At 38.8% G+C, this 24,347-nt stretch carries 22 protein-coding genes; 11 read left to right on the top strand and 11 right to left on the bottom strand.

Annotated elements, in window-relative coordinates; all coding sequences use genetic code 11:
* Positions 1–194: 194 nt before the first annotated feature.
* The 6 genes from CRO54_RS10295 to CRO54_RS10270 form a co-directional block, all read right to left on the bottom strand.
* Positions 195–659 carry a HEPN domain-containing protein gene (locus CRO54_RS10295; RefSeq protein WP_097131644.1) on the bottom strand — a complete coding sequence of 155 codons (465 nt, stop codon included), beginning with the start codon at positions 657–659 and terminating at the stop codon, positions 195–197.
* Positions 660–677: 18 nt separating this feature from the next.
* Positions 678–1,760, bottom strand: a complete 1,083-nt coding sequence (locus CRO54_RS10290) for a DUF262 domain-containing protein (protein ID WP_097131642.1) — start codon at positions 1,758–1,760, stop codon at positions 678–680.
* Positions 1,761–1,951: 191 nt separating this feature from the next.
* Positions 1,952–4,717, bottom strand: a complete 2,766-nt coding sequence (locus tag CRO54_RS10285) for an NACHT domain-containing protein (protein WP_097131639.1) — start codon at positions 4,715–4,717, stop codon at positions 1,952–1,954.
* A 92-nt stretch (positions 4,718–4,809) separates the two neighbouring features.
* Positions 4,810–5,688 (bottom strand): hypothetical protein, encoded by an 879-nt coding sequence (locus CRO54_RS10280; protein ID WP_138765804.1) that lies wholly within the window; start codon positions 5,686–5,688, stop codon positions 4,810–4,812.
* 115 nt (positions 5,689–5,803) lie between these two features.
* On the bottom strand, positions 5,804–6,637 hold the full coding sequence (locus CRO54_RS10275; protein ID WP_097131635.1) for a hypothetical protein: 834 nt from the start codon (positions 6,635–6,637) through the stop codon (positions 5,804–5,806).
* Between the two features lie 16 nt (positions 6,638–6,653).
* On the bottom strand, positions 6,654–7,208 hold the full coding sequence (locus CRO54_RS10270; protein WP_097131633.1) for a hypothetical protein: 555 nt from the start codon (positions 7,206–7,208) through the stop codon (positions 6,654–6,656).
* A 1,560-nt stretch (positions 7,209–8,768) separates the two neighbouring features.
* On the opposite strand from CRO54_RS10270, the gene CRO54_RS10260 reads away from it, so the two are divergent.
* The 3 genes from CRO54_RS10260 to CRO54_RS10250 are packed head-to-tail and all read left to right on the top strand — an operon-like array spanning position 8,769 to position 13,844.
* Positions 8,769–9,305 (top strand): TlpA family protein disulfide reductase, encoded by a 537-nt coding sequence (locus CRO54_RS10260; protein ID WP_097131629.1) that lies wholly within the window; start codon positions 8,769–8,771, stop codon positions 9,303–9,305.
* A gap of 4 nt (positions 9,306–9,309) precedes the next feature.
* Complete coding sequence (locus tag CRO54_RS10255; protein WP_097131627.1) at positions 9,310–12,483, top strand: SusC/RagA family TonB-linked outer membrane protein; 3,174 nt, start codon at positions 9,310–9,312, stop codon at positions 12,481–12,483.
* A gap of 11 nt (positions 12,484–12,494) precedes the next feature.
* The gene (locus CRO54_RS10250; protein ID WP_171047873.1) at positions 12,495–13,844 is read left to right on the top strand and encodes a RagB/SusD family nutrient uptake outer membrane protein; all 1,350 of its coding nucleotides are present in this window, start codon (positions 12,495–12,497) and stop codon (positions 13,842–13,844) included.
* 37 nt (positions 13,845–13,881) lie between these two features.
* Here the strand turns inward: CRO54_RS10250 and CRO54_RS10245 are convergent, their stop codons facing one another.
* The 3 genes from CRO54_RS10245 to CRO54_RS10235 all read right to left on the bottom strand — a co-directional run bounded on the left by CRO54_RS10245 (position 13,882) and on the right by CRO54_RS10235 (position 15,373).
* Positions 13,882–14,226 carry a DUF6520 family protein gene (locus CRO54_RS10245; RefSeq protein ID WP_097131622.1) on the bottom strand — a complete coding sequence of 115 codons (345 nt, stop codon included), beginning with the start codon at positions 14,224–14,226 and terminating at the stop codon, positions 13,882–13,884.
* Between the two features lie 237 nt (positions 14,227–14,463).
* Positions 14,464–14,646 (bottom strand): hypothetical protein, encoded by a 183-nt coding sequence (locus CRO54_RS10240; RefSeq protein ID WP_138765803.1) that lies wholly within the window; start codon positions 14,644–14,646, stop codon positions 14,464–14,466.
* 145 nt (positions 14,647–14,791) lie between these two features.
* Complete coding sequence (locus CRO54_RS10235; RefSeq protein ID WP_097131618.1) at positions 14,792–15,373, bottom strand: Crp/Fnr family transcriptional regulator; 582 nt, start codon at positions 15,371–15,373, stop codon at positions 14,792–14,794.
* 74 nt (positions 15,374–15,447) lie between these two features.
* Here CRO54_RS10235 and CRO54_RS10230 point away from each other — a divergent pair, with 74 nt between their 5' ends.
* Complete coding sequence (locus tag CRO54_RS10230) at positions 15,448–15,717, top strand: helix-turn-helix domain-containing protein (RefSeq protein ID WP_097131616.1); 270 nt, start codon at positions 15,448–15,450, stop codon at positions 15,715–15,717.
* 21 nt (positions 15,718–15,738) lie between these two features.
* On the opposite strand, the gene CRO54_RS10225 is transcribed toward CRO54_RS10230, so the two are convergent.
* The gene (locus CRO54_RS10225; RefSeq protein ID WP_097131614.1) at positions 15,739–16,113 is read right to left on the bottom strand and encodes a hypothetical protein; all 375 of its coding nucleotides are present in this window, start codon (positions 16,111–16,113) and stop codon (positions 15,739–15,741) included.
* A gap of 324 nt (positions 16,114–16,437) precedes the next feature.
* Between CRO54_RS10225 and CRO54_RS10220 the strand changes: the two genes are divergently transcribed.
* The 5 genes from CRO54_RS10220 to CRO54_RS10195 all read left to right on the top strand — a co-directional run bounded on the left by CRO54_RS10220 (position 16,438) and on the right by CRO54_RS10195 (position 20,398).
* A complete protein-coding gene (locus tag CRO54_RS10220) occupies positions 16,438–17,265 on the top strand; it encodes a LytTR family DNA-binding domain-containing protein (RefSeq protein WP_097131612.1) in 828 nt (275 codons plus the stop codon).
* 837 nt (positions 17,266–18,102) lie between these two features.
* Positions 18,103–18,741: a DUF6266 family protein gene (locus tag CRO54_RS10210; RefSeq protein WP_097131606.1), complete on the top strand. Its 639-nt coding sequence runs from the start codon at positions 18,103–18,105 to the stop codon at positions 18,739–18,741.
* A 282-nt stretch (positions 18,742–19,023) separates the two neighbouring features.
* A complete protein-coding gene (locus CRO54_RS21045; RefSeq protein ID WP_138765802.1) occupies positions 19,024–19,395 on the top strand; it encodes a hypothetical protein in 372 nt (123 codons plus the stop codon).
* 41 nt (positions 19,396–19,436) lie between these two features.
* On the top strand, positions 19,437–19,922 hold the full coding sequence (locus CRO54_RS10200) for a C40 family peptidase (RefSeq protein ID WP_097131602.1): 486 nt from the start codon (positions 19,437–19,439) through the stop codon (positions 19,920–19,922).
* Positions 19,919–20,398, top strand: a complete 480-nt coding sequence (locus tag CRO54_RS10195) for a hypothetical protein (RefSeq protein ID WP_138765801.1) — start codon at positions 19,919–19,921, stop codon at positions 20,396–20,398. Before CRO54_RS10200 ends, CRO54_RS10195 begins: the two co-directional genes overlap by 4 nt.
* 523 nt (positions 20,399–20,921) lie before the next feature.
* Here the strand turns inward: CRO54_RS10195 and CRO54_RS10190 are convergent.
* Positions 20,922–22,721: a mechanosensitive ion channel family protein gene (locus CRO54_RS10190; RefSeq protein ID WP_097131597.1), complete on the bottom strand. Its 1,800-nt coding sequence runs from the start codon at positions 22,719–22,721 to the stop codon at positions 20,922–20,924.
* A 276-nt stretch (positions 22,722–22,997) separates the two neighbouring features.
* On the opposite strand from CRO54_RS10190, the gene CRO54_RS10185 reads away from it, so the two are divergent.
* Complete coding sequence (locus CRO54_RS10185) at positions 22,998–23,507, top strand: hypothetical protein (protein ID WP_097131595.1); 510 nt, start codon at positions 22,998–23,000, stop codon at positions 23,505–23,507.
* 181 nt (positions 23,508–23,688) lie between these two features.
* Positions 23,689–24,333: a DNA alkylation repair protein gene (locus CRO54_RS10180; RefSeq protein WP_097132333.1), complete on the top strand. Its 645-nt coding sequence runs from the start codon at positions 23,689–23,691 to the stop codon at positions 24,331–24,333.
* The last annotated feature ends 14 nt before the right edge of the window (positions 24,334–24,347 follow it).

Below are 24,347 nucleotides of genomic sequence, written 5' to 3'. Positions count from 1 at the left end.
ATGTCTTAACCAATTACTTGATAATTTTCTTCCTAGGCTATATAGATGTGTATGTAGTTCCGTGAAAATTAGAATAACTACTACAAGGATTAAAGTAGCTAAGAATAGTAGTGTGATTATCATGGAATTGGTTTTAAAAATAAAGATAAATGTAAAATAACCTATTAGAAATTGCTTAATAACAGATTGCCGCATTATTTTTTAATAATCCCTTTCAATATTTTAACGACTTCTTTAATGTCAGAATAGTATTGCTTCATATCTCTAAAAGATGTGTTGTCAGGGTTTCCGTGAGAAATGTTATTTCTATTTGCAACTACAGAGTTTAAGGCAGCTTTTTGCTGATCAGATATTTTGTCAACGAATGTTTCACACCAATTAGCATCAAACTCAGCTAATAAATCTCTCATCTTAACATAACTGAGATTGGTGATATATTTTGTTTTACTCTGTACATAACTTTGAATAGGTTGAGGAGAGGTTCCATCACTCAAGTTAGAGATTAAGTTCCTTATTACAACTTCCAAAAATCCTGATGTTCTTACGCATAGATACCGGGTTAGATGGGCTTTATTAATATCGTCATCATCCAAGGATGAAATTTCTTGAAATAGTCTATCTAAGCTAATTTCATAACTATTTAATCTGTGGAAACTCATTTAATACTACAAACTAAATTATTTAAGATTTTTAAATGTACTGATAGCCATTTCAATTCTCATTTCAACGTTTTTTTCATCTGAAGTTCCTCCTTGTACTACTGTAATAAATTCTTTGCTGTTTGTAAGATCGTTATATGCACTTTTAAATGCTGAAGTGTCAGTAATGTCCCCCTGTTTTAATCTTTCAGCAATTCCAATTGAGATTGCATCAAACGCTCCTAGATTTAGATTTCGATTAACTCTAAAAGGCTTAAGACCAATAGTATTAACGATAAAGCTGTAAGTTTTTTTAAATATTGTTTCTAGTTCATTTCTAGAATTAAATTGTAAATCTCTATTTACATTCATATAGGTATTTAAGAAACTTTTAAGTGGTTTCTCATATTTGTCTCTATAGTATAACAAAGAAAAAAATCGTAATATTAATTCTTGTTCCTTCAAACGTTCATCAGATAGTTTTCCGAAAATTAATCGCCAATTAATATCTTTAACTAGAACGTTAAGCAATTCGTTAAATTCACCGTAGTAAATGCACGCCCGTATTTCTTGGGGTTTCAAAGCTCTGCCCCCAGAATTAAGCCGTTCAAAGATTTGATAAACACTGCTATTATTATCGTCAGGTTCATCTTGTCTCACTACTGTAGCATGTAGAATCGAGTCATCGAGACGTATTCTATCATTAGCTTTTAAAGTGCTGTAAGAACGACCCACTAGGTCTTCTTGAACATTTTGAAGCCGAAAAGGTGTTTTTCCAAAATATCCTTGATAGAAAAAATACAAGCTTAAAAGACGTTGTTGGCCATCGACAACTAAGAGTCTATTCGTGTCCTTTTCTTTTGATAAAAAGATTCCAGGTACTGGAAGACCAAGTATCAAAGACTCGATGAATTTAGACGCTTCATCCATGTTCCAGACATACTGTCTTTGAAACGGAGGAACAAATATGACCTCATCTTTAATTCTTTTAATAAGACTATCTACTGGGTAATCAGCGCCATAGCTGGTTATGACATATCTAAAGTCAATACTTTCATTTTCAGTTTCGTCCGAAAATTCAAAGAGTAATTGTTTTTCGATATTCTTAGTTTTACTTAGCATATTTTAAAATATAGACGTTCGTTGGTATCTGAAGAGTTATTTAGGTTGTTATCTAGTAAAGTAATGATGATTAGTGCTCTAGGTTATATTTAAAATTGAATATTTTGAATTGTCATAGGTGCTTAAAATTTTTTATTCTATTTTATAGATTAGTATATATGAAATAATAACATAGTCCAGATTTATTAGAATTAAGAAAGAATATCTTCAGGTAATAGCTTAAAATAATCCTTATACTTAGTTTTTTCGCCTCTTAAAACTTCACTAATTATTTTTCTTAAAACTAGCTTAGATAATTCAGAAGCTTCCTTTGAATTAAACTTTTTAATTAGCGAAACAAATTCGTCTTCAATTATATTTATAAATTTAAAACTTAATTTTTCTTTAATGAGAATTTTACTTAAACCCAAATCTTCTAATTTAGATATGCCTTTATTAATTGAGGAAATATCTTCTTTAATTATTGCTCTAAAGACCGTATTATATACTCCTATGAAATTGAAGGGTAAAAATTTTGAACTGTGATCATTAAAGATAGCTTGGATTTTAAAGTTTTTGATAAAATCAATGACGTAATCAAAGCCTTCTAACTTATTGTTGAAATAATGATATAATTGATAAGAAAATGGATCATTTTTAGTAGCATCAATGAAAATTTTGGAGTCAGAAAGTTTTTTGTGTGTAAGTGACCCTTCAAAATTCATAAGATCTGTCACAATGAAAAATTCTCCATAAACAATAATTTCTGACAAGCTCAACGTTGTCTCAATTTCTTCCGCTATTATACTGTCAATTATTTTTTGGAAACGAGAATGATGGTTTGTTAGTTTTTCAAGTGATGAAAGTAATTGATCATCATTTTTTTGCTCAAGCGTAATATTCTTCACAAAGAATATTAATGCGTTTTTAATGGTTTTAACTTGTATTTGATTACTTATGTTTTGCAATGTGGGCAAAACATCAATAAGAAATGAATAAGCATTCTCAAGTTTCAAATTGTCGTTATACAATTTATCGATAATGTCTGAGTCGGGTTGGTCATGATCAATCATATTGAATAATAGTTCCAATACAATAGACCAAAAAGAATTACCTATATACTGTTTAATTATTTTATCTCTTTCTTCTGAAAGTTGCTTTTTATCACAATTAGAGTATATCCAATACGCTGTAAAATATTCAAGAAAAGTTTTGTGAGTAAAATTGTTCTCAAAATATATAGACCTATTTTCTGCATACAGTAAGAATTGTTCTGCATAATCGCACGCATCATGCCAGTCTTCTGTTAATTTTAGCTTACTATGTATTGATTTAGCAATTGAATCCTTCGCATTTTTGTAGGTTATTTTAGGTGAATCACTGCTCAATATGGTATATTGCCAAAAAGCAAGGTCAGCTAAAAGGGTTTCTTTTTTTCTGACCAATATTTCATCTAAGTTAATTTGTAGGTCTTTAGTCTTATCCCATTTATCAACCAACGTTTTCGTACAACTCTGGTAAATTTCCAGCTTTGATTCGGGTAACTTTAGATTGTTTCTAAATAAAATTACAATAAGTGACAACAGTAATGGATTATGAATTAATTCTCTATCTAATGTATGTCGTTTTTCAAGAAATTCTCGTAATTCCCTTTTTCTAATATCCTCATTTTTTTCTTCATGTAGATACCATTTTGATACATATTCCACAACTTGTGAGTCGGAAAATGTATCAATTTCTAATTCAGAAAAGTCATCATTAAGTTTTGCATCAGAATATCCTATTTTCCTAGAGGTGACCATTGCAAGAATATTTTCATTTGTTAAGCATATATTCTCTATGTCATTTTTTATCTCAATTTTTTCTTCTATATCGAAGATCTCATCCAGTCCATCGAATAGTATTAAAATCTTTTTATCGTTAATTATATGTGTCAAGTCCTTTTCGGAAATATTTATTTGATAATCTTCCTTTAGCATCTGAATTATGTACTGCTTAATATGGCAGGAATTTTTCTTTTTAGAAGATAAATATTTTCTTAATTCAATGCGTATTGGAAGAAATCTAAAAATAGATTGCTCTTTAAAACTTTCCGTCTGATTGTTTAGTATTGAACAGATTATATATTTGACTAAAAATGATTTTCCAGATCCTGGATTCCCTAAGACAACGATATGGGTCTTTTTATCGAAAAAATCTTTTAATCCTAGAATGCTTTTTTGATCTTCTAGGGGATAATCAATCTCATTTTCGTCATTGCTAATATGACTGTCATCTATAATTGAAAGATTTAATACTCTGTCTTCATTTTCGATAACACTTCTGTCCAAAAAATTTGGAGCTACAAAAATTTCTTCAAGCTTTTTTCTACTTTTCTTTATTGATGAATCAATGCCAAGGCCTAAAAAATTAACTTGAGATAAAACATTTAATGCCGTTAATCTATATTTTTTGTAGAAAGTGAAAAAATCAAATTCATTTGAATTACTACTAAGTATACGTCGAATTTCTTGGAGCTCCCTAACGGTTGATTCTGAATTCGAGCTAATCTCTTCGAGTTCTTCAGAGATACCCCGGACAATTAAATAAATTTCCTTATCCTTTAAGATTTTACCAAATTCTTCCTTTGTTAATAACTTAGCCTTAAGTTCAGTAATAAAATCTTTAAGAAAATTTTCTGGGAGAGTACTTGTGTCTAAAAAGCTTTCTAGGTACTCTATTGAGCTATTATCATACACAAATAAATGCTCCAATAATGAATTGAATACCTCCTCTTTAGTAAAGAAATGATTTATTGCACCTCCTAATACATCTGGATAAGTTACTTGTATTTTTTTAGAGACGTCATTAACAGCTTCAGATAACTCTTGTGATAAAAGTGGACCACTATTTGTGTATTTTGAGAATATATGATCGAAAGATTTTTCTGCAATCTTTGCTCCTAACCAAGTAGCGACAATTGATGTTGTTAAAATCATTTATTATTTATTTTTAATGTTATTGAAATTAAAGACCGTAGTTTAAATTTTTAATACTTCAATCCTTCTATATCTGAAATACTGTTTAATTGCTATTCTGTTAACGGTAATAGATACTCTTTTGAATTCGAGTAAAATTCACTTCTAATGGAACTTGATAGTTCCATAATCTCGGTGTAGTATCTAGAACCTCCATTGTAGTGCCATATTATATCTTGCTCAATTTTATATTCTGGATAATCTACTTCAGGATTTTCTTCTATTTCCTTTAATATAAAATCAAATTTTTCTCTAAGCTTTTTAGTTCCTAGGTCAACACTTTGTTGATCATTTACAAGTTTATCTGTTGGAAATTGCATAACTCCGAGCGAATGTTTTTTTCTTGTTAAAAAGAATGTCAAATACTCAACCCACCTTGCTACTAATGGCCTGTTAAAATCTTCATAAATAAGTATTGAATATGCTGTTATTTCGAGTGCATCATTTTTAGTGTTTTCAGATATTATCGTACCGAATTTTTTTTTAAAGTGAGAGTATTTATAGGTTAAGTAGTTTTCCTTTCTCCTAACTTGCCCATCGTTTGATAATTTTACACCATTAACTATTTGAAAAATAAATACTAAAATGATTATCCAAAGTTCGTTGGCAATAGTAGTAAAATCAGGTAGCACATTTTCTCGATGCCTAATAATTTTATCATAAATCAAATAAGACAATAGTATAATTGATACCCAATAAATAATCTGTTTACTCCAATTTAATAACGGACCACGTTCTGTAATTATGTTAAAGAATAGTCTAAACGATATGTAATAAATATTTACAAAATAAATGTTATACACATACTCATCTAGATTTAAAAGGTAAAGTATCGATGATACGATGATTATATAGACTATTGGTGAAAGAACCCTTATAAGATAATTGATGGCCGGGGCTTCCTCATCTTTAATAAATAGAGTAATCTCCATATATCCCATTGAAAATGAATGTCGTCCAATCCAATTTATGAGAAAGAATAAAATGACGCCTAGTGAGAAGTGAGCGAAAAACAAATAAATCATATATCAGTTAGCTAATAAAAAACTAAAGTCGTTCATAAGAATATATATCCATTAGATTTTTTATTTCTTTTTCATCATATCGCTCACCAGTATCGAGATTGTAGTAAAAAACTTTATTGCCATTATATCTTTCGTCAACTAAAAGACCATTACTAAACCTAATTTTGCTACGATTTAACCGTTCTGTGTCACTAAATTCTCTATCATTTAACATGACCTTTAAAGACTGTAACTCTTCGTCTTTTTCATAAATCTTACTATTCAACTCACTAATTTCTCTCCTTTGTTCGCTATATCTTCTTTCGAAACTTCTGTGTTCATCGGAAGTCATTTTTTCACGATTATTAAGCTCTGATTTTAGTTCATCAATAATCGACTTATTAAGCTCTTTTTCTTGTTTAATTACAACTTCTAACTCGCTATTTTTTTTCTGCAATTCTTCAACAAGTTTATTGTGAGTATTGCGTTCCCTAAAGTCTGTTTTAGCTTCTTCCAGTTTAATTTCTTCAATAGCAAGTTGTTTTTGATTTTCGATATTTTGCTTATGTTTATTTATAATGATTTCATTCCGTTTTAGTAATGAGTGTTTTAATAGAATATCAATAATTAAGCTTATGTAAGGTAAAACTAGAACGTAGAATATTGCCGCTATTAAGGGGAATATCAATAGGTTATTTGTTGATGAAAAGTTGTCATCTATGAATTTTATCTTTTCTTCGATATTTTTTGATGAAAAAAAAGTAAAGAATATCGGTTTCCAATTGAAAATAATCCAAGATGTAAAAAAAGCTCCAATAAATGGATTTTTTATTCTTTCTTCTGTTGTCTTAAAGACGGATTGTAATAGTTCCTTCATTACCTAGAGCACTTATTTATTTTTTAATCAACCTATAAAATACAGGCTTGGGCCCACGGCCTTGTCTTTCTAAAACCTTTCTTTTAGTGTTCTCTATATATTCTTGTAGAGAGTTTCTAAATCGGTTAACAATTTCAGTTACTGTGTACTTCACTCCATACTTTTCATATATCCTAATTGAAATATCGTTCGCCAAAAATTCATCGCCTATTTGATAGCTCGCTAACACTTTTTTTATCTGATCATTGATTTCACTTGTAGTATAAGTGGTTTCTATGGCTGGGCCTTCTTTTTTGCGGTATGCTATTCGCTGTTTAGTTTTTTCAGGTAGCGATTCGAAAGAGGGCATAGGATAATTTGGATTGCCGAACTCAAAATATCTTAGTCCAAACGACTTAGCAACAGCCTCAACTGTTTCAAGCTTTAGACTCCCGGTATCATCCAAAACAGAAGAAATAGTCTTTTTTACTGAATTGGCTAAATAAGCGATATCGATAGCTTCCAAAGAAAATTTTTTCATATATCTTCCTAAGATTTTAGCAAATTCTTCAACGACCAAACCTTCTTTCATCTTAATTAGTATAAAATTTTTGTTTTTTGTATTATTGTTTACTATATTTGTTATCAGTTAATTATAGCGACAAATAGGAGTGGGGTATAACCTTGCTTTTTACGATGTCACTCATGAAACGAAACCGTCAATTTCTGCATGAGGCGATCGTGAGTTCGCTTTCTATTGGATTTTGTATCTTCGCATACTTATTCAATAGGGCGAGCTTCATGTCAGTCTTTTGCGGAACTCAAACCTTAGTTTGAGTGGTTCTTGACGGTACCAGTTTCAAAAGCTTTGGAGTTCGCCTTATTGGTTTCTCACCAATTCGGTTTTCTTCCATTGCTTTTCGGGTACACATCGTTTAACATATACCAAATATGAAAACGAAGAAATTAAGCTCCGCCATTTACCGTTACCTCAAGGAGGTTAGGTATGGCTTTTCCCAAACTATCCTAATAAAGAACGTCATCTGTTCTCCTACATAGTTGTATACTAGAAATTCCAAGTGTAAAATAGCCAACAAAAAAGGCCTGTTGTGAAGGAGAGCGCACAATTCGGTCTATCGAGGTTATATTTAGCTTGGTACCAGCCTTTTTGCTTACAGGCAAAAATTACAGCTACTATAGGTATCGCAATTCCAAGGTAGGTATTTTTTCCTAATAAGCAAATAAGGTTTCCCGTAAAGGCGGTTAAAAGCCGCCTTCATGGGCTGGTATTGCCCTAATTTTTTTTCAACATCCCCTTCTGGCTTTGCCAGTGTCCCCCTAAAAGGGGAGGAAACAAGGAAGAGAGTTTTAGAAAAGTGATGGGTATTATGAGTAGCAGATCCTTCGACAAGCTCAGGATGACAGGCATGGGAGTAATGACGGCAAGTGGTGGGATGACGGTAAGGGTTGGGACGGTGCTGATGAACTTGGAGATTGCCGCGTCGCTACGCTTCTCGCAATGACGGGAAAGGGGAAGGGGAAGGGTAGTGCGGGAATTCCTCCCCCAACCCCCTCCAAAGGGGGACATGGACAGTGCAAAGTAGAACTGACATTGCTAAACACGAAGGACGGCCTCAGCTTATCTCCGTTTAAAGAATTCAATAAGAGTAGCGTTAAAAACAAAAAGCTGTTTGAGCGTAGCGAGTTCTTTTTGTTTAGCGGAACGTTTGAATTCTTAGGAGAGAAGGTGCAGCCTTGATTTTTTGGTGACTTTTTTATCAAGAAAAAAGTTACTAGGCCTCCACGGCCAAGAGTGGAAAAAGACTTATTACCGCATTACGTCCCGAACTCGCTTCGGGAGACAATAATAGGAACAGAAGAGATAAAAATTAATTAACACCCACTTATGAACCACAACCATTACAACTTCGAGCGGCTTTACCCGCTCAAACCCCGAAACCCAACATAGTCTTCATAACTATGCCCGTCGCCATCCATAGAAGTTTAGGTTAATGATAATTCTTAGGCGGCGGGTTTTTAATGGCGAAATGTTCATTTCGACCAAATGGCATAGCTATGCCCATACTTCGACAAGCTCAGCATGACAACTACGGCTTGAATCATCTAAAATGTATTATACTAAACTAAACAAATGAAAAACTATTTATTCATCATATTAACGATGCTCATAGCTAATTGCTATGCGCAAGAAACTAACCCTCTACGCGTGGGCAATACGCTACCTGAAACCTTCTGGAACCAAACTTTTGACGTTTATGAGAACGGCAAATTTGCTCAGCAAAATCTAGCTGCTTATCAAGATAAGTTGCTGATCCTAGAATTTTGGGCTACTTGGTGCAGCAGCTGTACCGTAAAATATAAATACCTCAACAACTTACAGCAAAGCTACGATGGGCAGTTGAAGGTGATATTGGTAAACAGTGTAAGCACTAGGGATACCAAAGAAAAGATAGCCAAGAATGCCGTGCGATTGGGGAAAAACTATTGCTCTATCGTACTAGATACTACGCTTTATAAGCAGTTTTCTCATACTACGGTACCACACTTCATTTGGATTAATAACGGTCGCTGGTTGGCGGCAACGGGTGGAGATTTTGTGCAACAGGCAAATATTGATGCCATTTTAGGCAAGAAACAGCCACTAAAAGCAAGCGTTCAAACCCATTGATCTGATGAAAATGAAACAGTTATTAATCATCTTTTTGTTGGCGCTTGGCTTATCGGTCAATGCCCAGCAGCTGGTATTGTTTAAGGGAACGGTAAGCAGTAGCACAAATGGCGAGGCCATTGCAGGCGCAAAATTAAAGTTAGCAGGTGTGGAGCAGGTAATTATTACTAACAGCGATGGTGGTTTTGAAGTGAGGCTTGTTCGGGGCAGCTACACACTCAAGGTAAGCCATGTAGGCTATACGGTACTAGATACTTTGGTAAAGCTGCCCAATGCCGAGTATGCCATTAGCTTAACGCCAGCCGTGAAGCAGCTAGATGAAGTGGTGATCAATACTGGCTATCAGAAAACGAGTGTAGAGAAACTGACAGGTGCGTACCAGCATATTTCGGCCAAGGTATTGGAAGAGCAGGTAGGTTTTGATCTGTTGCCGAGGCTAGAGGCTGTAGCCAATGCATTGAGCATAGATAGGGAAAGTAATGAAAGGGGGCGAATTAACATTAGGGGTGTAAGTACCATTAATGGGGCCAAGCAGGTGCTAGTGGTATTAGATAACTTTCCCTATGAGGGAGATATAGAGAACATTAACCCCAATGATGTAGAAAGCATCAGCATTTTGAAGGATGCGGCGGCCACTTCTATTTGGGGCAGTAGGGCAGGTAACGGTGTCGTTGTCATAACCACCAAGAAAGGGAAGTACAACCAAGGCCTTAAAATTTCGGGCAATTTTAATACTACCATTAAAGAACGGCCCAATCTTTCCCGCTTGCCACAGCTAAACAGTAGCGATTACATAGACGCGGAGTTGTTTCTTTTCAATGCAGGGCGCTACCTGAACGATTATAACAATGTGGCGAGGCCAGCGGTTACGCCAGTGGTAGATTTAATGTACAGTAATTTATCGGCGGCCGAAAAGACAGCGAAATTAGATGAATGGCGCAAGCAGGATGTGCGTGACGATTTTAACCGTTACATGTACCGCAATGGTTATACCTCGCAGTATTTTGTGCAGGCAACGGCAGGTGGCAAAGGCTATGGCTGGTCTTTATCTGCAGGGCATGATCGGGTAACGAGCACCTTGGACGCAAGCAACCGCAGAACAAGTTTGCGTTATGCGCTGAATGTAGACCTTATACCATCGCTAAAACTGAATTTTGGTTTGGCTTTGTCTGACAACAATGCCGAAAGCGGGAAGTCGGGCTATGGCAATATCACCTCGGTTGGCGGGGTGCTGTACCCTTATGCCGCTTTTGCAGATGCCGATGGCCATGCGTTAGCCATTCCCAAAACCTATCGCGTCAGTCATTTGGCTACGCTAGATAGCAGGTTGCTAGATTGGAAATATTATCCGCTGAATGATGATAGCCATGGGGTATTGCGCAGCAAGCGGAATGATATGGATGTTAATGTAGGCTTAAATTACCATTGGGCAGGGTTTACGGCAAGTGTATTGGGCCGCTTTGAGCGCCAATGGGGCAGTACTAACCAATTGTATGGTTTGGAAAGCTTCTATACCCGCAACCTGATCAATAGCTTTTCGCAATTGAGCGGGACCAATATGCTGTACAAAGTACCTTTTGGAGGTATAGACGACCGTGCGGCCAACAATTTACAGGCCAGCGATTTGCGGGCACAGTTGGCTTACGATAAAAGTGTGAAGTCGCATGCCTTTAGGATGATGCTTGGTGCAGAGCGTAGGGAACTGCTGAACAACAGCGAGCGCTTTAGGAACTATGGTTATGATGAAAGCTTAATGAGTACTACTCAGGTAGATTATGTTAACCCATACCCTAATTTTATTACTGGCGCTACGGCTAGGGTACCTTATTTGCAAAGTTTGGGTGCTACCAATAACCGTTATGTAAGTGTTTACGGAAACTTAGGCTATGATTACGCCGATAAATACCTGCTATATGCCTCGGCCCGTAGGGATGCTACCAATTTCTTTGGTGTAAACACCAATAACAAATGGCGGCCATTATGGTCGGTAGGTGCTGGTTGGATTGTTTCTAAGGAAAGTTTTTACCGATGGACTGTGGTGGAGTATTTGAAGCTGCGCATTAGCTATGGGCATAGCGGCAATGCCAACCCTACGCAAACGGGTGTGACCACGATTATGTACGGTAGCGTTTCGCCGTACACATTAAGTCCCGATGCCAACATTGACAAGGTAGCTAATCCAGAATTGCGTTGGGAAAAGGTAACCACCACTAACATTGGCCTTGATTTTAAGTTGTTGGCGGGCAGGCTTTCTGGAAGTATCGATTATTATCAGAAAAAGGGAACTGATTTGTTTGGTGTTTTTCCGATAGATTATACTACTGGCGTGGGTAATTCTATTTTGCGCAATGTGGCTTCTATGTTGGGCAGGGGAACAGATCTGCAATTGAACAGCGTCAATTTAAATGGGAGCTTTAAATGGGAAACACAGCTTAACCTGAGCAACAACAAGGACAAGGTGACCGATTATTATTTTGAGCCTAGTAATAGCTACGAGTATGTGAGGCCGGGACGAGCGAATATCAGTGGCATTGTAGGCCGTCCTGTTTACAGCATGCTATCTTTTGAGAGTGCTGGGCTAGATGCCAATGGTAATCCGGTAGGTTATTTGAACGGAGAAAGGAGCTTGGATTACATCAATATCACCCAAAAGGGAACTGCGCTAGATCAGCTGAGGTTTCATGGTGCGGCACTGCCTACTTGGTTTGGTAATTTGCAGCAGCGATTTAATTATAAAGGCTTTGGCTTGCAGTTGAGCTTAAGCTTTAAAGCTGGACATTATTTTAGGCGCAGCAGTATCAATTACACCAATTTCATTAACAGCGGACAGGGGCATAGCGATTTTAGTCAGCGTTGGCAAAATCCTGGCGATGAAGCCAAAACGAATGTGCCAGCTTTTATTTATCCTAATAACGCGTCTAGGGATGTTTTTTATGCCAGTCAATCTTCTTTGGTGGCACGTGCCGACCATGTGCGCCTGCAATACGTTAACCTTAGTTATACTTTGCCGAAGATGCTGCTGAAAGGATATGTTAAGCAGGCCAGCGTGTATTGTAATATGGCCAACTTGGGTATGGTTTGGCGGGCGAATAAGTTGGGGCTAGATCCAGAGATCAACGGCTTGACCAATTTTCCGGCAGAACGTACACTTTCATTTGGGGCTAGGTTAAGTTTTTAAATTTTTAGATGATGAAGAAGTTATATGTTTTTATGCTGTTGGGGGCATTAGGGATTTTTGCCTCCTGCAAAGAGTATTTGGATGCCAGACCAGACCAATCTCTGGCCACTATAGAAACGTTGAAGGATATGCAGGCACTGTTGGATTTTTTTAACACGATGAACAGCAACGACCCTGGAACAGCAAATGCCTGTGCCGACGATTCTTATGTAACAGCAGATGTGTTTAATGCTAGGGACGAGTACGATAGGAATTTATACCTGTGGCAACCTGCCCATGTTTTTAAGCCTTTATCTAATGCGTGGAAAAGTGCTTATGATGTGGTTTATGTGTGTAATGCCTTATTGGATGCGGCGAAAGCAAAGAAAGATGATATTGCAGACCGAGAGGGGCTTAACTATGTAAGGGCGCAGGCTTTGTTCCATAGGTCGAGGATGTTTCTCAATATTGTGGGTGTTTGGGCAATGCCCTATGACAAGGCAACGGCCAGTAATACGCTTGGCATACCCTTAAGGTTAGATGCCGATTTCAATAAGGTTTCAAAAAGGGCAAGCTTGGAAGAAAGTTTTAGACAGATTGTTACCGATCTGAAGGCGGCATTGCCGCACCTCAAAGCGCAAGATATTTCTCCGGTGAGGGCATCGAAGGCGGGTGCTTATGGTTATTTGAGTAGAACGTATTTGCAGATGCGGGATTATGAAAATGCTGGCTTGTATGCAGACAGTGCCTTACAGATTGCTAAAGCGCTGATGAATTATAACACCTTAAGCACCACTGCCAATTTTCCAATTTTAAGACATAATGTAGAAGTATTGTTTGATGGTAGGGCACCTGCTCCTGGTACGGCATCACAGGCGAGAGCCTTGGTTAACCCCGAACTTTATAACTTGTATGACGCTAATGATCTACGCAAGGTAATTTTTTACAGGGCAAGTGGTAGCGCATATATCTTTAAGGGCTATTATGCGGGCGCTGCTTCAATATTTACGGGTATCGCTACCGGAGAGCTGCTGCTCAACAGGGCGGAAAGCTATACTCGAGCTGGCAGGCTGGAAGAAGCAATGGCCGATCTCAATTATTTATTGCTGAACAGGTACAAAACAGGAGCGTTTGTTCCGCTGAACAGCTTGACAAAGGCCGAGCTATTGACGGTGGTAAAAAAGGAGAGAAGAAAGGAGCTTGCCTTTAGAACCTTGCGTTGGAATGATATCAAGAGGTGGAATTTGGAGGGTGATGATTTGGTGCTGAGCAGAACAATAAATGGTGAAACCACCGTTCTGCAGCCGAATAGTCTGCGTTATGCCTTGGCCATTCCGGAAGATGTGATTGAGCGATCGGGTCTACAACAAAATCCTAGGTAGCAAAAAAAGGCCGCTGTTGGTGCAGCGGCCTAAAATTCTAGTCTTGCAATTTTTTGTAAATGGCATGATCTACAATGTCCTGATCGGAAGGGAAGGTCGTTAGATTGTTTAAGTAGGCATCCAACTTGCCTTCATCATCAATTGATTCGTCTACACGCAGTACACAGGGAAGATCTTCGCCTGATTCGCAAGGTTGCTCTACAGGCTCTGCAATGGGCGTATAGTTGCTAGCATCACGTATGCCAGTCATTGTACCTGGTTCGTATTGCCAGTAAGTGAAAGATTTAGTGCTTGTTTTGCTTTTAAATGCACTTGCTGTAAAGATTAGGCCGAACGCAATTACTAGCGCTGCAAGGCCAAAAAGAATTTTATTTCTTTTCATGGTTAATGACTGCTATTTTACATTGAAAAAGCAGACGAAAAAGTTTAGTTGATAGAATTAGGTGCCATAGCTTGCAGATTGCCGTGTCAGGCCTCTCCGATAAATCGGAGTAAACTCTCGCAATGACGGTAATTATGATAGCCACTTTGGTAGGCTGTAACACCTGCAGTAGTTAACTTACCAAGCTAACCACCACATTTTATTTGATCTTCGTCTTTACTCCTTGTTCCTTACTCCTTACTCCTTGCTCCTTGCTCCTTGTTCCTTGCTCTTTACTCCTTGTTCCTCCCTCAACACATACCGTTGCAGTTTCCTATCATAGTTAATAGTATGTCCCTCTTGGCGTAGCCGTGCAATACGATATTTCAAAGTGCGTACACTACAACCTAATTTTTTGGCACCATCTTTCGGCTTGCGCATTTGCTGAAGCTTGATTAAAGACAGGAGCCGATCTAATAGTGGCCAATATTTTTTGTCGCCATACATAAACGATGTTTAGGGCTAATTTAGGCGCATTGGGTGCAATACACATTTACCGTTTTGGTAAAAAATGCATTGGCTTGTTTTACCTTTTTGTTAAACTTTCGTGGAGGATACGGCTTAGCGATTGCTGGGTAATACCTAGGTAGGAGGCAATATCTTTGCGCTTAACATACCTATTGATATTCGGATAATTTTGGCAGAGGTATTCGTATCTAGAGGTAGCATTGGCCCATCGATACAGGTCTCTTTCTTGATTGATCAAACTGAGGTAATGGCAGATTAGCTGTTTGTATAGTGAAGTAAATTCTATGGTGATGTCCTCCAATGCCATTAAGTCGTAGTAATTGAGGGCGTACAGTACACAATCTGTTTCGCACAAAATACCCTCTTCACTTTGCCGCTGTGTAAATATGCTGTCTATAGCGGTGCAGAAATGCCCTTGGCATACAAAATCTGTGGTATATTCTATATGTTCTGACATCTTGAAGTGTCTTAAGAAGCCCTTTTCTACAAAATAGATATAGCGGCAAACCTCGCCGGGACGTAAAATAGCGCTGCCTTTGGGGAGCCATTCTTTTTTAATGCGAATTTGCAGCAGTTTCTCTGCATTTTCTGATAAGCAATAAGTAGTTTTTAATAAATTAACAAAAAGAGAATTTTCCATAAGCGTTTTTTTATCTAAAGGTGCTTGTGATAGAGTGGTAGTGTTGCCTAATTTGTGGTTCTAAGCTAATACCTATGCAAAAAGAGCTTTTCAAATACCTCGATACCATTGTGGCTTTACAGCAACAGCTGTTGGACGCCTTATTGGGAGCCAAGCCATTTTCTCAAGATGAAGAGTGGTTGGATAATGCTGATATGAAGCAACTTCTAAAAATTAGTGATGCTACTTTATATCGCCTAAGAAAGAGCGAACAACTATTGTCGAAAAAGATAGGAGGTAAATGGTTTTACGCGAAATCAGCGATGATAACGGAAATCAAGCAGCAGCAAAAGCCATCTTTATGACTTTTGCTGCTAAGCGTGGGCTTATACTTCGGTATAACGGATGTAAAAAGTGAGTGTGCCAGTCGCTTCGAAATGATCAATGCCAGCTTGTGCCTTTAAGCTACTTACATTCCAGATGATCTTGCCCTGTTCATCCTTGTCTTTCTCTTTGTCGAGCCTAACGATTAAGCGATTCTCTACGGCAAATGCCGTTTCTGCGCTATACAGCGAAATCGCCGAGGGGTTGATTTGCGCTAAAAAGGATTCTTGGCGACGGCTTAATTCGAAATGCGTAAGCAGCCATTGGCTAAAGTCTGCCCTGATCTTCGCTGCTTCCGCTGAAAGCGCTTGGTCATCTAATTGTTGAAGTTGTTTTTGTAACTGTACAAAGCCTTCATTGGTAAATGGATACTTCATGGTTTTTTAGGTTAATGATTTATAAAAATGCCAATATGGAGCCTTTAAAGTACTATTGCAAAGCTTAAGGTCTATAAATTAGACGAATGGATATTCATTTTTGACGAGTGGTAAATTCTGTTGTGATGACGATCACTTGGATGATTTCTTGACTTTTTCGTAAATTGCTTTGATCTACTAACCTCTTGCTTATGAAACCATCATGATGTTAAAAACCACACGCTAGGATAAGTCATCCTGAAAGTTCGAGGTCTTGAACAAAAAGTCAGTTCAGATTCGAGTGAAATCTCATTGCTCATCACCTATAAAACACCTTCTCTACTTATGAAAAAACCTATTTTAGGTAAATTCTCCTACTTTGGGAGAGTTGCCAGCCTGTTCATTGCAGCAGCAGCCACTTTCTGTTTGCTTGTTTATGTCGAAAATCCGCCGTTAGTATTTCTATTGACAAAAATCAACTTTTACCTAGCTTGGCTGCTCAATACCATTATTGCTTATGTAGTAATTAGAGGCAGTATATGGGGCACACGATGGCTCGATAACCATCATCCATGGCAACGTAGCTATCGTAAAAGGTGGCCTCGTCAGTTATTACTGGCGGTATCCATCCCTTTATTGTTCTGCACGCTTGGGGTGTCGGTGTATTTTTTGCTTTATCAGAAAAACATCTTAGAAACCAATTATTTCACACGCTACCTATTTTTAGATACGCTGGCCATTTTTCTGCTGAATGGGGCGCTTTTCTTTATGTATCAAAGGGAGCTGAGCAGACGTAACAAACCCGAGCGCAAATCTGAGGTAGACCAGTCATTAGACTTCCCACTACCCTTGGTAGAAATTGCCTATCTATATGCCGAAAATAAGTATTGCTATGCAGTAGGTTTTGATGGCATTCCCGAACCTATGGAAATCTCCCTGACCAAAGCCCTTACTGCCTTGCCGGAAAAGCAGTTTCATTTGGTAAGGCGTTCGCATATCGTAAACCGTAGTGCGGTAATGGAGCTAATTAAAAGGAACAATACGATACAGCTTAATTTGCTCATGCTGTTACGTTTGAGTATTCGGGTAAGCCGTAAAGAGATGCACGCTTTTAACACTTGGTGGACGGAGGTTGAAGCACAGCGGCATTCGGAGTCAAAAAAGCTTGATTAATTGGGCTGTGCTTGTGTTGTCTAGGTACTTTCTTCGCTAAACCTTTGCTTAAATAGGGGGGTTAGCGAAGAACTAGCGAAGAAGAAGCGAAGCCGATACCTCTTTGGGCTCTGCTATTCCAAAGCCCTTCTCTCTACCTTTGAGCTACCATGTGGACACATTTTTTTTCGGCTCAATGCTAGCCCACGTCCATAAAACTACTGTTTCTCACTATTACGACCGTCAATCTCCAGTGCCCAGCCAAATCAAAAAAAGAAGCACGACCGAAAGCTAAACAAGACCGAGCCTAAGCCTGTCTATTTCTGACAGGCAGCGATATTATTTTTTGATGTGTTGGCCTTGTGGAAAGGCACCTCAGGAGATTGACAAGCATTTATTCATGAGGTAGTTGTAATTTTAATTGTATGAATGAGCTACGCTAAAGCTTCGGTTTTGCATACTTTTGATGCTTCAACCTGCGAAGCAAGCTTGAATACCTATGAAAACATAAATACTAATGAAAAAAGTTTGATACCCGCCGGCATAGAGGCAAAGATAAGTCCTAATATTTGTGTCCACACGATAGCCTTTGAGGGGAGAACCGTAGTGAAACCAAGCTTATTGATACCATTAAAACCAAGCATCAAAAGATATCAATAGATCGCACAGCGTAGAGAGGAGCTCAAACTCATATCGCTTTCAAATGCAGTCAATTACGATCAAAGCTATTCAAATCCATTCATAAGGATTTGAATGTGAGGTATCTATGTATTTTTCCCTTTCCTTTGACTCAACATTTAAGCAAAGGCCTGCGCAGAAAATGGAAACAAATTTTCTAACATTTTAAATTTTAAAGATATGGCAACATATAAAAAAGGAATACTAGGCGTATTCAGTGGAAAAGTAGGTACCGTAGTCGGCAGTAGCTGGAAAGGGATCAGTTACATGAAAAGTTTGCCTAAGGCGAGCAGTAAAACACCAAGTCGATTACAGTTGGACCAACGCCTGAGGTTTGGGCTGGTGACAAGTTTTCTCAAACCTATTCAAACACTTACCAATATTGGTTATGGTTCGGTAAAAGGTAGTCTTACTGCTTACAATGCGGCAGTTTCTTACCATTTAAATGCGGCAGTTGTTGGAGATGCATCAAACTTCGAGATCGATTATCCGAGGGTGATCTTCAGTCGAGGGGAGTTGCCTAGCCCTGCAGTGCCAAGTTTGTTAGCAGGAGCGGGTGCCGAGATCAACTTTAGCTGGGCAGATAATTCTACGGCAAACTTAGCCAAACCTACAGATCGAGCGGTACTATTGGTTTACAATCCAGTAACCAAAGAGTTCGTATTTGATGACACGGCGACTAGGGTTTCGGCAGGCGCAGTATTGAGCTTGCCACCGAATTTTATCGGAGAAACCTTGCATGCTTGGATGGCTTTTTTTGCGAGCGATGACAAGCAGGTGTCTACCAGTATTTATTTAGGTACAGTGGTAGCAAATTAATCAAATTTAAGGTGCCATCTCTAGCGCAGCAATGTGCTGGAGATGGTTATTACCCCACTTAGCTCGCTTATGCCAACGTCCCATGACGGCAGAGGGCTGGAAGGGATAATACAAACAAGCAATGACTTTCCTAAGATCGGTGACGACATAACTTATGCCGATTTTATCGGTAGAGGAGAAAAATACCAATTACTCTATTACGATAAGCTGTGTCGAGCACTTCGTATCTCCCTTTTTAAAAGGAATGACGAATAAATATTTTTAAAAATAAAACTAAAGAAAATGAAATCACTTATTTTATATCTAAACAACCGATTAAAACCACTGCCAATACGATTTTGGCACATCCTTTCAATAACCATCATCTGTTGGTTGGCAATGCCCTATCTGTTTGGTGCATTTGGCACGATAGTAGGCTTTGTAGATTTCGGCATGCTGCACGTCATATTATTGGCTTTCTGTTGCTGGCTGTTAGCTGTTGTAAGTTCATATCTGCTATTTCGCCTGCTGTTATTACGCATGGGGATGCCTGACATTAACGAAATGATTCATCACCTTAAAATATTAGATTTATGGGAACAACATCTTATCTATTTGGCTTGCTATGCCTTGTTGCTTTGCTCGGCCATTGGCGCCCTGATCGCGATTTGTTAGTCGTCAATGGTTCTTCGCCTTTCGTCTTTAGTTCTTGGAATATGGTTTATCAATCAATCAAAAAACAAAACACCCAAAAAAACAAACAACTGATTTCCATTGCAAAATCCCAAATCGGCATCCGTGAAGCCACGGGCAACAACGACGGAGCTGCGGTAGAACAATACTTGGCTTATACTGGCAACAAAAAAGGCGAACCTTGGTGTGCTTCTTTTGTCAGCTGGGTATTTGGGCAGGCGGGTTTTAAACAACCTAAAACGGCTTGGAGTCCGAGCTTGTTTCCAAAGGGGAGGTTGATCTCCGAAGTGACACCAGCAAGTGTTTTCGGTATCTATTTTCCTGATAAAGGGCGGATTGCCCATGCAGGTTTGGTAGAACGGCAACAGGGTAGTTGGATTTACACCATCGAAGGCAATACCAATATGGTAGGCAGTAGGGAAGGCGATGGCGTGTACCGCAAGCTGCGGCATGTAAGAACGATAAAGTGCTATGCCGATTGGATCAATACGAAAGGAGGAGCAAAATGAAACAATTAATTTATGTATTGCTATGCTTAATGTGTAGCTGTTCTGCCAAGCGCAAGCTGACCTCAACTACAAGAATGCATACGGAGAAGCTTACAGAGTTGCAGAGCCTACGGACACGAAAGCAAAGTGCGCAAAGCTATCTATTCAGCTTGGACAGCTCCAATGGTTCGAATTGGCTGAAGGTTTACCCTAGGGAGGTGTTTACGGTTAATAAAGATGGCTTTATTGGAGCGGCAGATAGCCTGATTTGGTATGGCAATAGTCGGCAGTTCAGCATGCGTACCCAACAGGATAAGCAGGATCAGGAACAATGGCAGAGCGAGGTCTCAACAAGTAAAGAAGGGGTTTCGTTAAAAGCACAGCAACGTGAGGTATTTAAAACAGGCACTTCTTTATGGTGGATTTTGGCTGCGGGTATAGCCATTGGTATGTTACTTATTTGCCGAAAGCTCAAACATTTATTAGCCCCGGGTTGAAACCCTATGAATCATCGTTCATAAACCCAAGGTTGAAACCTTGGGCTATGAAATCCCTTATCTTCCCTTGGTTAAAACCGAAGGCTATGAATAATAATCCACCAGCCATTCCTAGTTTGTCACCTTATGCTTCTTGTCATCCAGAGCTTGTCGAAGGATCTATCTTTATATACCTCATATCAGCCCTTGGTTAAAACCGAAGGGCTATAAATAATAATCCACCAATCGCTCTTAGTTTGTCATCCATTCCCAAACCGTCATTGCTGCCTGTCCCGATTGTTCGGGAAACCGAAGGATGGGGAATGTGTATGGGATTGAAGCAATCTATCCAATTAGTTAGCCCTTGGTTAAAACCGAAGGACTGTGAATAATAATCCACCAGCCATTCCTAGTTTGTCACCTTATGCTTCTTGTCATCCAGAGCTTGTCGAAGGATCTATCTTGTTATTACCTCATATTAGCCCTTGGTTAAAACCGAAGGGCTATGAATAGATCTTTCTACAGCAATCAATTTGCTAATGGATTATCCATTGGTTTTATCTTCTTTGCCACCATCTCTTACCACATGGTAGCTTGGCGACATGATTTCGATGCCTGCTGCTGTAAACGTATCTTGTATGTTTTCTAAGAGGTTACTATAAATCAAAGCCTGACGGTTGGCTTCTTTGGTATAGGCATTAATTTGATAAGAGATATTGAAGTCATCTAAGCTGGTCTGCAGCACAAATGGCTTAGGCTCGTCTAAGATGTGTACCGTTTTTACGGCTGCAGCAGTCAGCAGATCATATACCTTCTGCCAAGGTACATCGTAGCCAATGGTGACATTGTAATGCACAATCAGCCCCTGTTTCTCATTTTTGGTATGGCTAGAATAATTGACGGTAGAGGCAGAGAGTACCATAGAATTTGGTACGGTAATATCTTCGTTCTTGATTGTTTTAATACGTGTAACCAGCATAGATTTTTCCATGACGTCGCCGACTACTTCACCAATTTTGACACGGTCGCCTATTTTGAACGGACGCATGTAGGTAATTACCAAACCCGCTACAATATTGCTAATGGCACTAGAAGAGCCTAGGGAAATTAAAATACCTAGGAATACGGAGACGCCTTGAAATGCAGGAGAACTGGAACCGGGAAGAAATGGAAAGACCAGCACCAGCATAAACGCATAAAGAACAAACCTTAGGATATTAAACGTAGGAATGGCCCACTCGGGATGGAAACCCCTGAATTGGATATTGCTTCTTTTAACTTCATAGAAAAGGTAGCGGATGCCTTTGAGCAGGTACCTGAAAATTAAATAGATGACGAGTACCTTGAAGAGATCGGGCAGATAATTAACCACTGCTGCACCAGCTGAACGCAGGGGTGCTAAAATCCAATGGAGTAAAGTGCCAGTCCAAGCTTCGGTTTCTGGAAAGATACTAAACAGCAAAGGCAGCGATAGGTAGGCAATTAGAACAATAAATACGATTTTAATTAAGGTGTTGAGCTTTAACAAGGCGGTTTCCAAGTGCTCGGCAGTAATGATCTTAATTTTCTTTAGCCTAAAGCCATGAACGTACTTTTCTTTATTGGCCATGATGAGGGCAGCAGATCTACGAAAGATGCGGTTGAGCAGCCAAACAATGATGACCAACACCGTAATGATAAGCGCTACCAGGGCAATGCGTTTAAGGAGATTGCTCAAGCTATGTGCATTTCGTTCATCAAGGATTGATTTTTTAATCTTTTGTAGGTACTCGTTAGCCAGTTGTTGATTGCTTTTGCCAAACCATAGCGCATCAAGGTTGCCAATGCTCACAATTACTTCCGATTTTTTATAGAGCACATCGTAACTCCCTTCGTTTTCTGCGATGCTTAATGAATCCGGACGGAAGAAAGGGTCGTTGTAAAGTTTTTCTATCTTATTGGCGATGGCTGCTGAGCGGTCTTTGGCATTGAAAGAGCCAGTTCTGGTGTAGATGTAAAATAGGGTGTCGTGATTAAGAAAAACGGGATAGCCCTTTGCCGTCTTTTTTAACTGAATTAACTTCTGCTGTTGGGCAATGTTGCGCAACGAGTCGGCTACAGCGAGCTGGCGAAGCTTATCCTCTAGTTCAATGGTTTTCTTTGTGTTGCCTGTAGCGGAAGCTAATTCTTTTTTTAACTGTTGCTTCACTAGCGAGTCGATACGCTGTTGCTGTTGGTCTTTGAGCAATAAAGCTTCTGAAAGTGTGGTGCTATCTTGCTTAGCTGTGGTGGTATTGCTTTGCGCCGAGGCCGTGAAAGTATAAAGTGGGAATAAGAATAGGAATAATAATCTTAAGAAGGGCATAGGCTTAATTATGATGGTGGCTAATCCAAAGATAACAATTTTGAAGTTTTGATGTTTGTGTGCAGTGTGAAAACACTACGGATGTATCTTGGGCTATCGCTTTCATGGATAAACGACACTCATCCCTCGGTTTGGCATGGCGCCAAAATGAAAATGGATCATTAGAAGGATCTTTATGCGATTGCTGCGGGCGAAATATCTTTCGCCCCTAAATGAATAACCCTCCAAACAATTTCGCTATTTCTTTTATTCTATCATTAGATAAAAGCGAATATTATGGAAAATAAGGAACAAGATCATACGAAAGCGAAAAGCAATACGGAACACCCAAAACCATCAGATGAGGTGCAGTTGACTATAGAAACGGTGACACCTGACACCGTGAGGACCGTTCCTGAAACTGTGGTAGACAGTGAGGAAGTGGAAGGAAAAACTGATGAGGCAAACCAAAACGATGAAGCTAAAAAGTCTGCGGCTAAGGTGGAAGAGCAGCCAGCGGTAGACGATGAAGAGGTAAAAGAGGAGCAGGATAAGGAGGAGGAAGAAGAGGAAGTAGCATCTGAAAATAAGGACAAAGAGAGCGTTAATGAGATCGTTGATGAGAGCGCTGATGAGAACGTTGATGAGAGCGCCGATGAGGATGCTAATAAGGAAAAAAAGACAGCCGATGACCTTGAAGAGGAAGTGGAAGATGAAGAAGCTAGCGGTGCCGATACTGAAACTGACGCAAACGATAAGCAGGCGGGTGACGATGAACGTGATAAAATAGAGACCGTTGCGCCTTAGTAGGAGACGTACGAATGATGAGATTTGGAGGGAGTGTTTTTAGGAGACGCTCCTTTTTGCTTGGTCTTTGATTTGCAAAATCAAAAAGGATGTACTAGTTTAGAATGGATTGGCCTCAGCTTTTGCTATGGCTTTTCGTAAGGTTTTAGAATTGGTCGTAAGTAATTTTTTATTTTTTAGCATGAATTTATCAACAAAGGCGGCGGGTGTTTTAGCGAAAGTTAGTGGTAGGGATACCAAGCTCGGCGATGTAAGGAAAATTGCCAATGAAATTAAGAAAGATCATGAATTGGCGATGGAACTTTGGCTTACGGGAAAGTATCTTGCCCGGCAGCTGGCTATTTTGATTATGGATAAAAAGCTGCTTTCGCAAGCTCTAATCGACTTACTTGATAGCGATATGAGACAGCATGATGAAGCCGAAAGATTGCAGTTGGTGGAGTGGCTGATGGCGAACCAGCTTTCAAAGGATAAAAAGACAATTGCATTAATGGAAAGTTGGGAGCATAGTAGATCTTCATTGCAGAGACGAATTTTTTGGTATTACCAAGCTCGGCTGAGATGGGTAGGCCAAACACCGCCTCCAAATACGGAAGAATTGCTTTCGAAAATTGAAAATCAAATTGAACACGAAGAGCCAGAGGTGCAATGGGCAATGAATTTTTTAGCCGCTCAAATTGGTATCTTTCAAAAAGAATATCGTAACAGATGTGAAAAGTTGGGAGAGCGAACAGGGCTTTATAAAGATGAAATAGTCGCAAAAAACTGTACGCCCAACTATTTGCCTAAATTTATAGCGATACAGGTTGCCAAATTGAATAAATAATTAACGATAGAAAT

It is taken from the genome of Pedobacter xixiisoli (assembly GCF_900215335.1).
In the GTDB taxonomy this organism is placed as follows: domain Bacteria; phylum Bacteroidota; class Bacteroidia; order Sphingobacteriales; family Sphingobacteriaceae; genus Pedobacter; species Pedobacter xixiisoli.
Note: the sequence above shows the minus strand (reverse complement) of the source record. Positions and strands in the feature narration are given on the sequence as shown.

Excerpts from the sequence above, each read along its gene's own strand:
- CRO54_RS10295 (WP_097131644.1), bottom strand. The coding sequence starts at position 659 with ATGAGTTTCCACAGATTAAATAGTTATGAAATTAGCTTAGATAGACTA.
- CRO54_RS10290 (WP_097131642.1), bottom strand. The coding sequence starts at position 1,760 with ATGCTAAGTAAAACTAAGAATATCGAAAAACAATTACTCTTTGAATTT.
- CRO54_RS10285 (WP_097131639.1), bottom strand. The coding sequence starts at position 4,717 with ATGATTTTAACAACATCAATTGTCGCTACTTGGTTAGGAGCAAAGATT.
- CRO54_RS10280 (WP_138765804.1), bottom strand. The coding sequence starts at position 5,688 with ATGGAGATTACTCTATTTATTAAAGATGAGGAAGCCCCGGCCATCAAT.
- CRO54_RS10275 (WP_097131635.1), bottom strand. The coding sequence starts at position 6,637 with ATGAAGGAACTATTACAATCCGTCTTTAAGACAACAGAAGAAAGAATA.
- CRO54_RS10270 (WP_097131633.1), bottom strand. The coding sequence starts at position 7,208 with ATGAAAGAAGGTTTGGTCGTTGAAGAATTTGCTAAAATCTTAGGAAGA.
- CRO54_RS10260 (WP_097131629.1), top strand. The coding sequence starts at position 8,769 with ATGAAAAACTATTTATTCATCATATTAACGATGCTCATAGCTAATTGC.
- CRO54_RS10255 (WP_097131627.1), top strand. The coding sequence starts at position 9,310 with ATGAAAATGAAACAGTTATTAATCATCTTTTTGTTGGCGCTTGGCTTA.
- CRO54_RS10250 (WP_171047873.1), top strand. The coding sequence starts at position 12,495 with ATGAAGAAGTTATATGTTTTTATGCTGTTGGGGGCATTAGGGATTTTT.
- CRO54_RS10245 (WP_097131622.1), bottom strand. The coding sequence starts at position 14,226 with ATGAAAAGAAATAAAATTCTTTTTGGCCTTGCAGCGCTAGTAATTGCG.
- CRO54_RS10240 (WP_138765803.1), bottom strand. The coding sequence starts at position 14,646 with ATGCGCAAGCCGAAAGATGGTGCCAAAAAATTAGGTTGTAGTGTACGC.
- CRO54_RS10235 (WP_097131618.1), bottom strand. The coding sequence starts at position 15,373 with ATGGAAAATTCTCTTTTTGTTAATTTATTAAAAACTACTTATTGCTTA.
- CRO54_RS10230 (WP_097131616.1), top strand. The coding sequence starts at position 15,448 with ATGCAAAAAGAGCTTTTCAAATACCTCGATACCATTGTGGCTTTACAG.
- CRO54_RS10225 (WP_097131614.1), bottom strand. The coding sequence starts at position 16,113 with ATGAAGTATCCATTTACCAATGAAGGCTTTGTACAGTTACAAAAACAA.
- CRO54_RS10220 (WP_097131612.1), top strand. The coding sequence starts at position 16,438 with ATGAAAAAACCTATTTTAGGTAAATTCTCCTACTTTGGGAGAGTTGCC.
- CRO54_RS10210 (WP_097131606.1), top strand. The coding sequence starts at position 18,103 with ATGGCAACATATAAAAAAGGAATACTAGGCGTATTCAGTGGAAAAGTA.
- CRO54_RS21045 (WP_138765802.1), top strand. The coding sequence starts at position 19,024 with ATGAAATCACTTATTTTATATCTAAACAACCGATTAAAACCACTGCCA.
- CRO54_RS10200 (WP_097131602.1), top strand. The coding sequence starts at position 19,437 with ATGGTTTATCAATCAATCAAAAAACAAAACACCCAAAAAAACAAACAA.
- CRO54_RS10195 (WP_138765801.1), top strand. The coding sequence starts at position 19,919 with ATGAAACAATTAATTTATGTATTGCTATGCTTAATGTGTAGCTGTTCT.
- CRO54_RS10190 (WP_097131597.1), bottom strand. The coding sequence starts at position 22,721 with ATGCCCTTCTTAAGATTATTATTCCTATTCTTATTCCCACTTTATACT.
- CRO54_RS10185 (WP_097131595.1), top strand. The coding sequence starts at position 22,998 with ATGGAAAATAAGGAACAAGATCATACGAAAGCGAAAAGCAATACGGAA.
- CRO54_RS10180 (WP_097132333.1), top strand. The coding sequence starts at position 23,689 with ATGAATTTATCAACAAAGGCGGCGGGTGTTTTAGCGAAAGTTAGTGGT.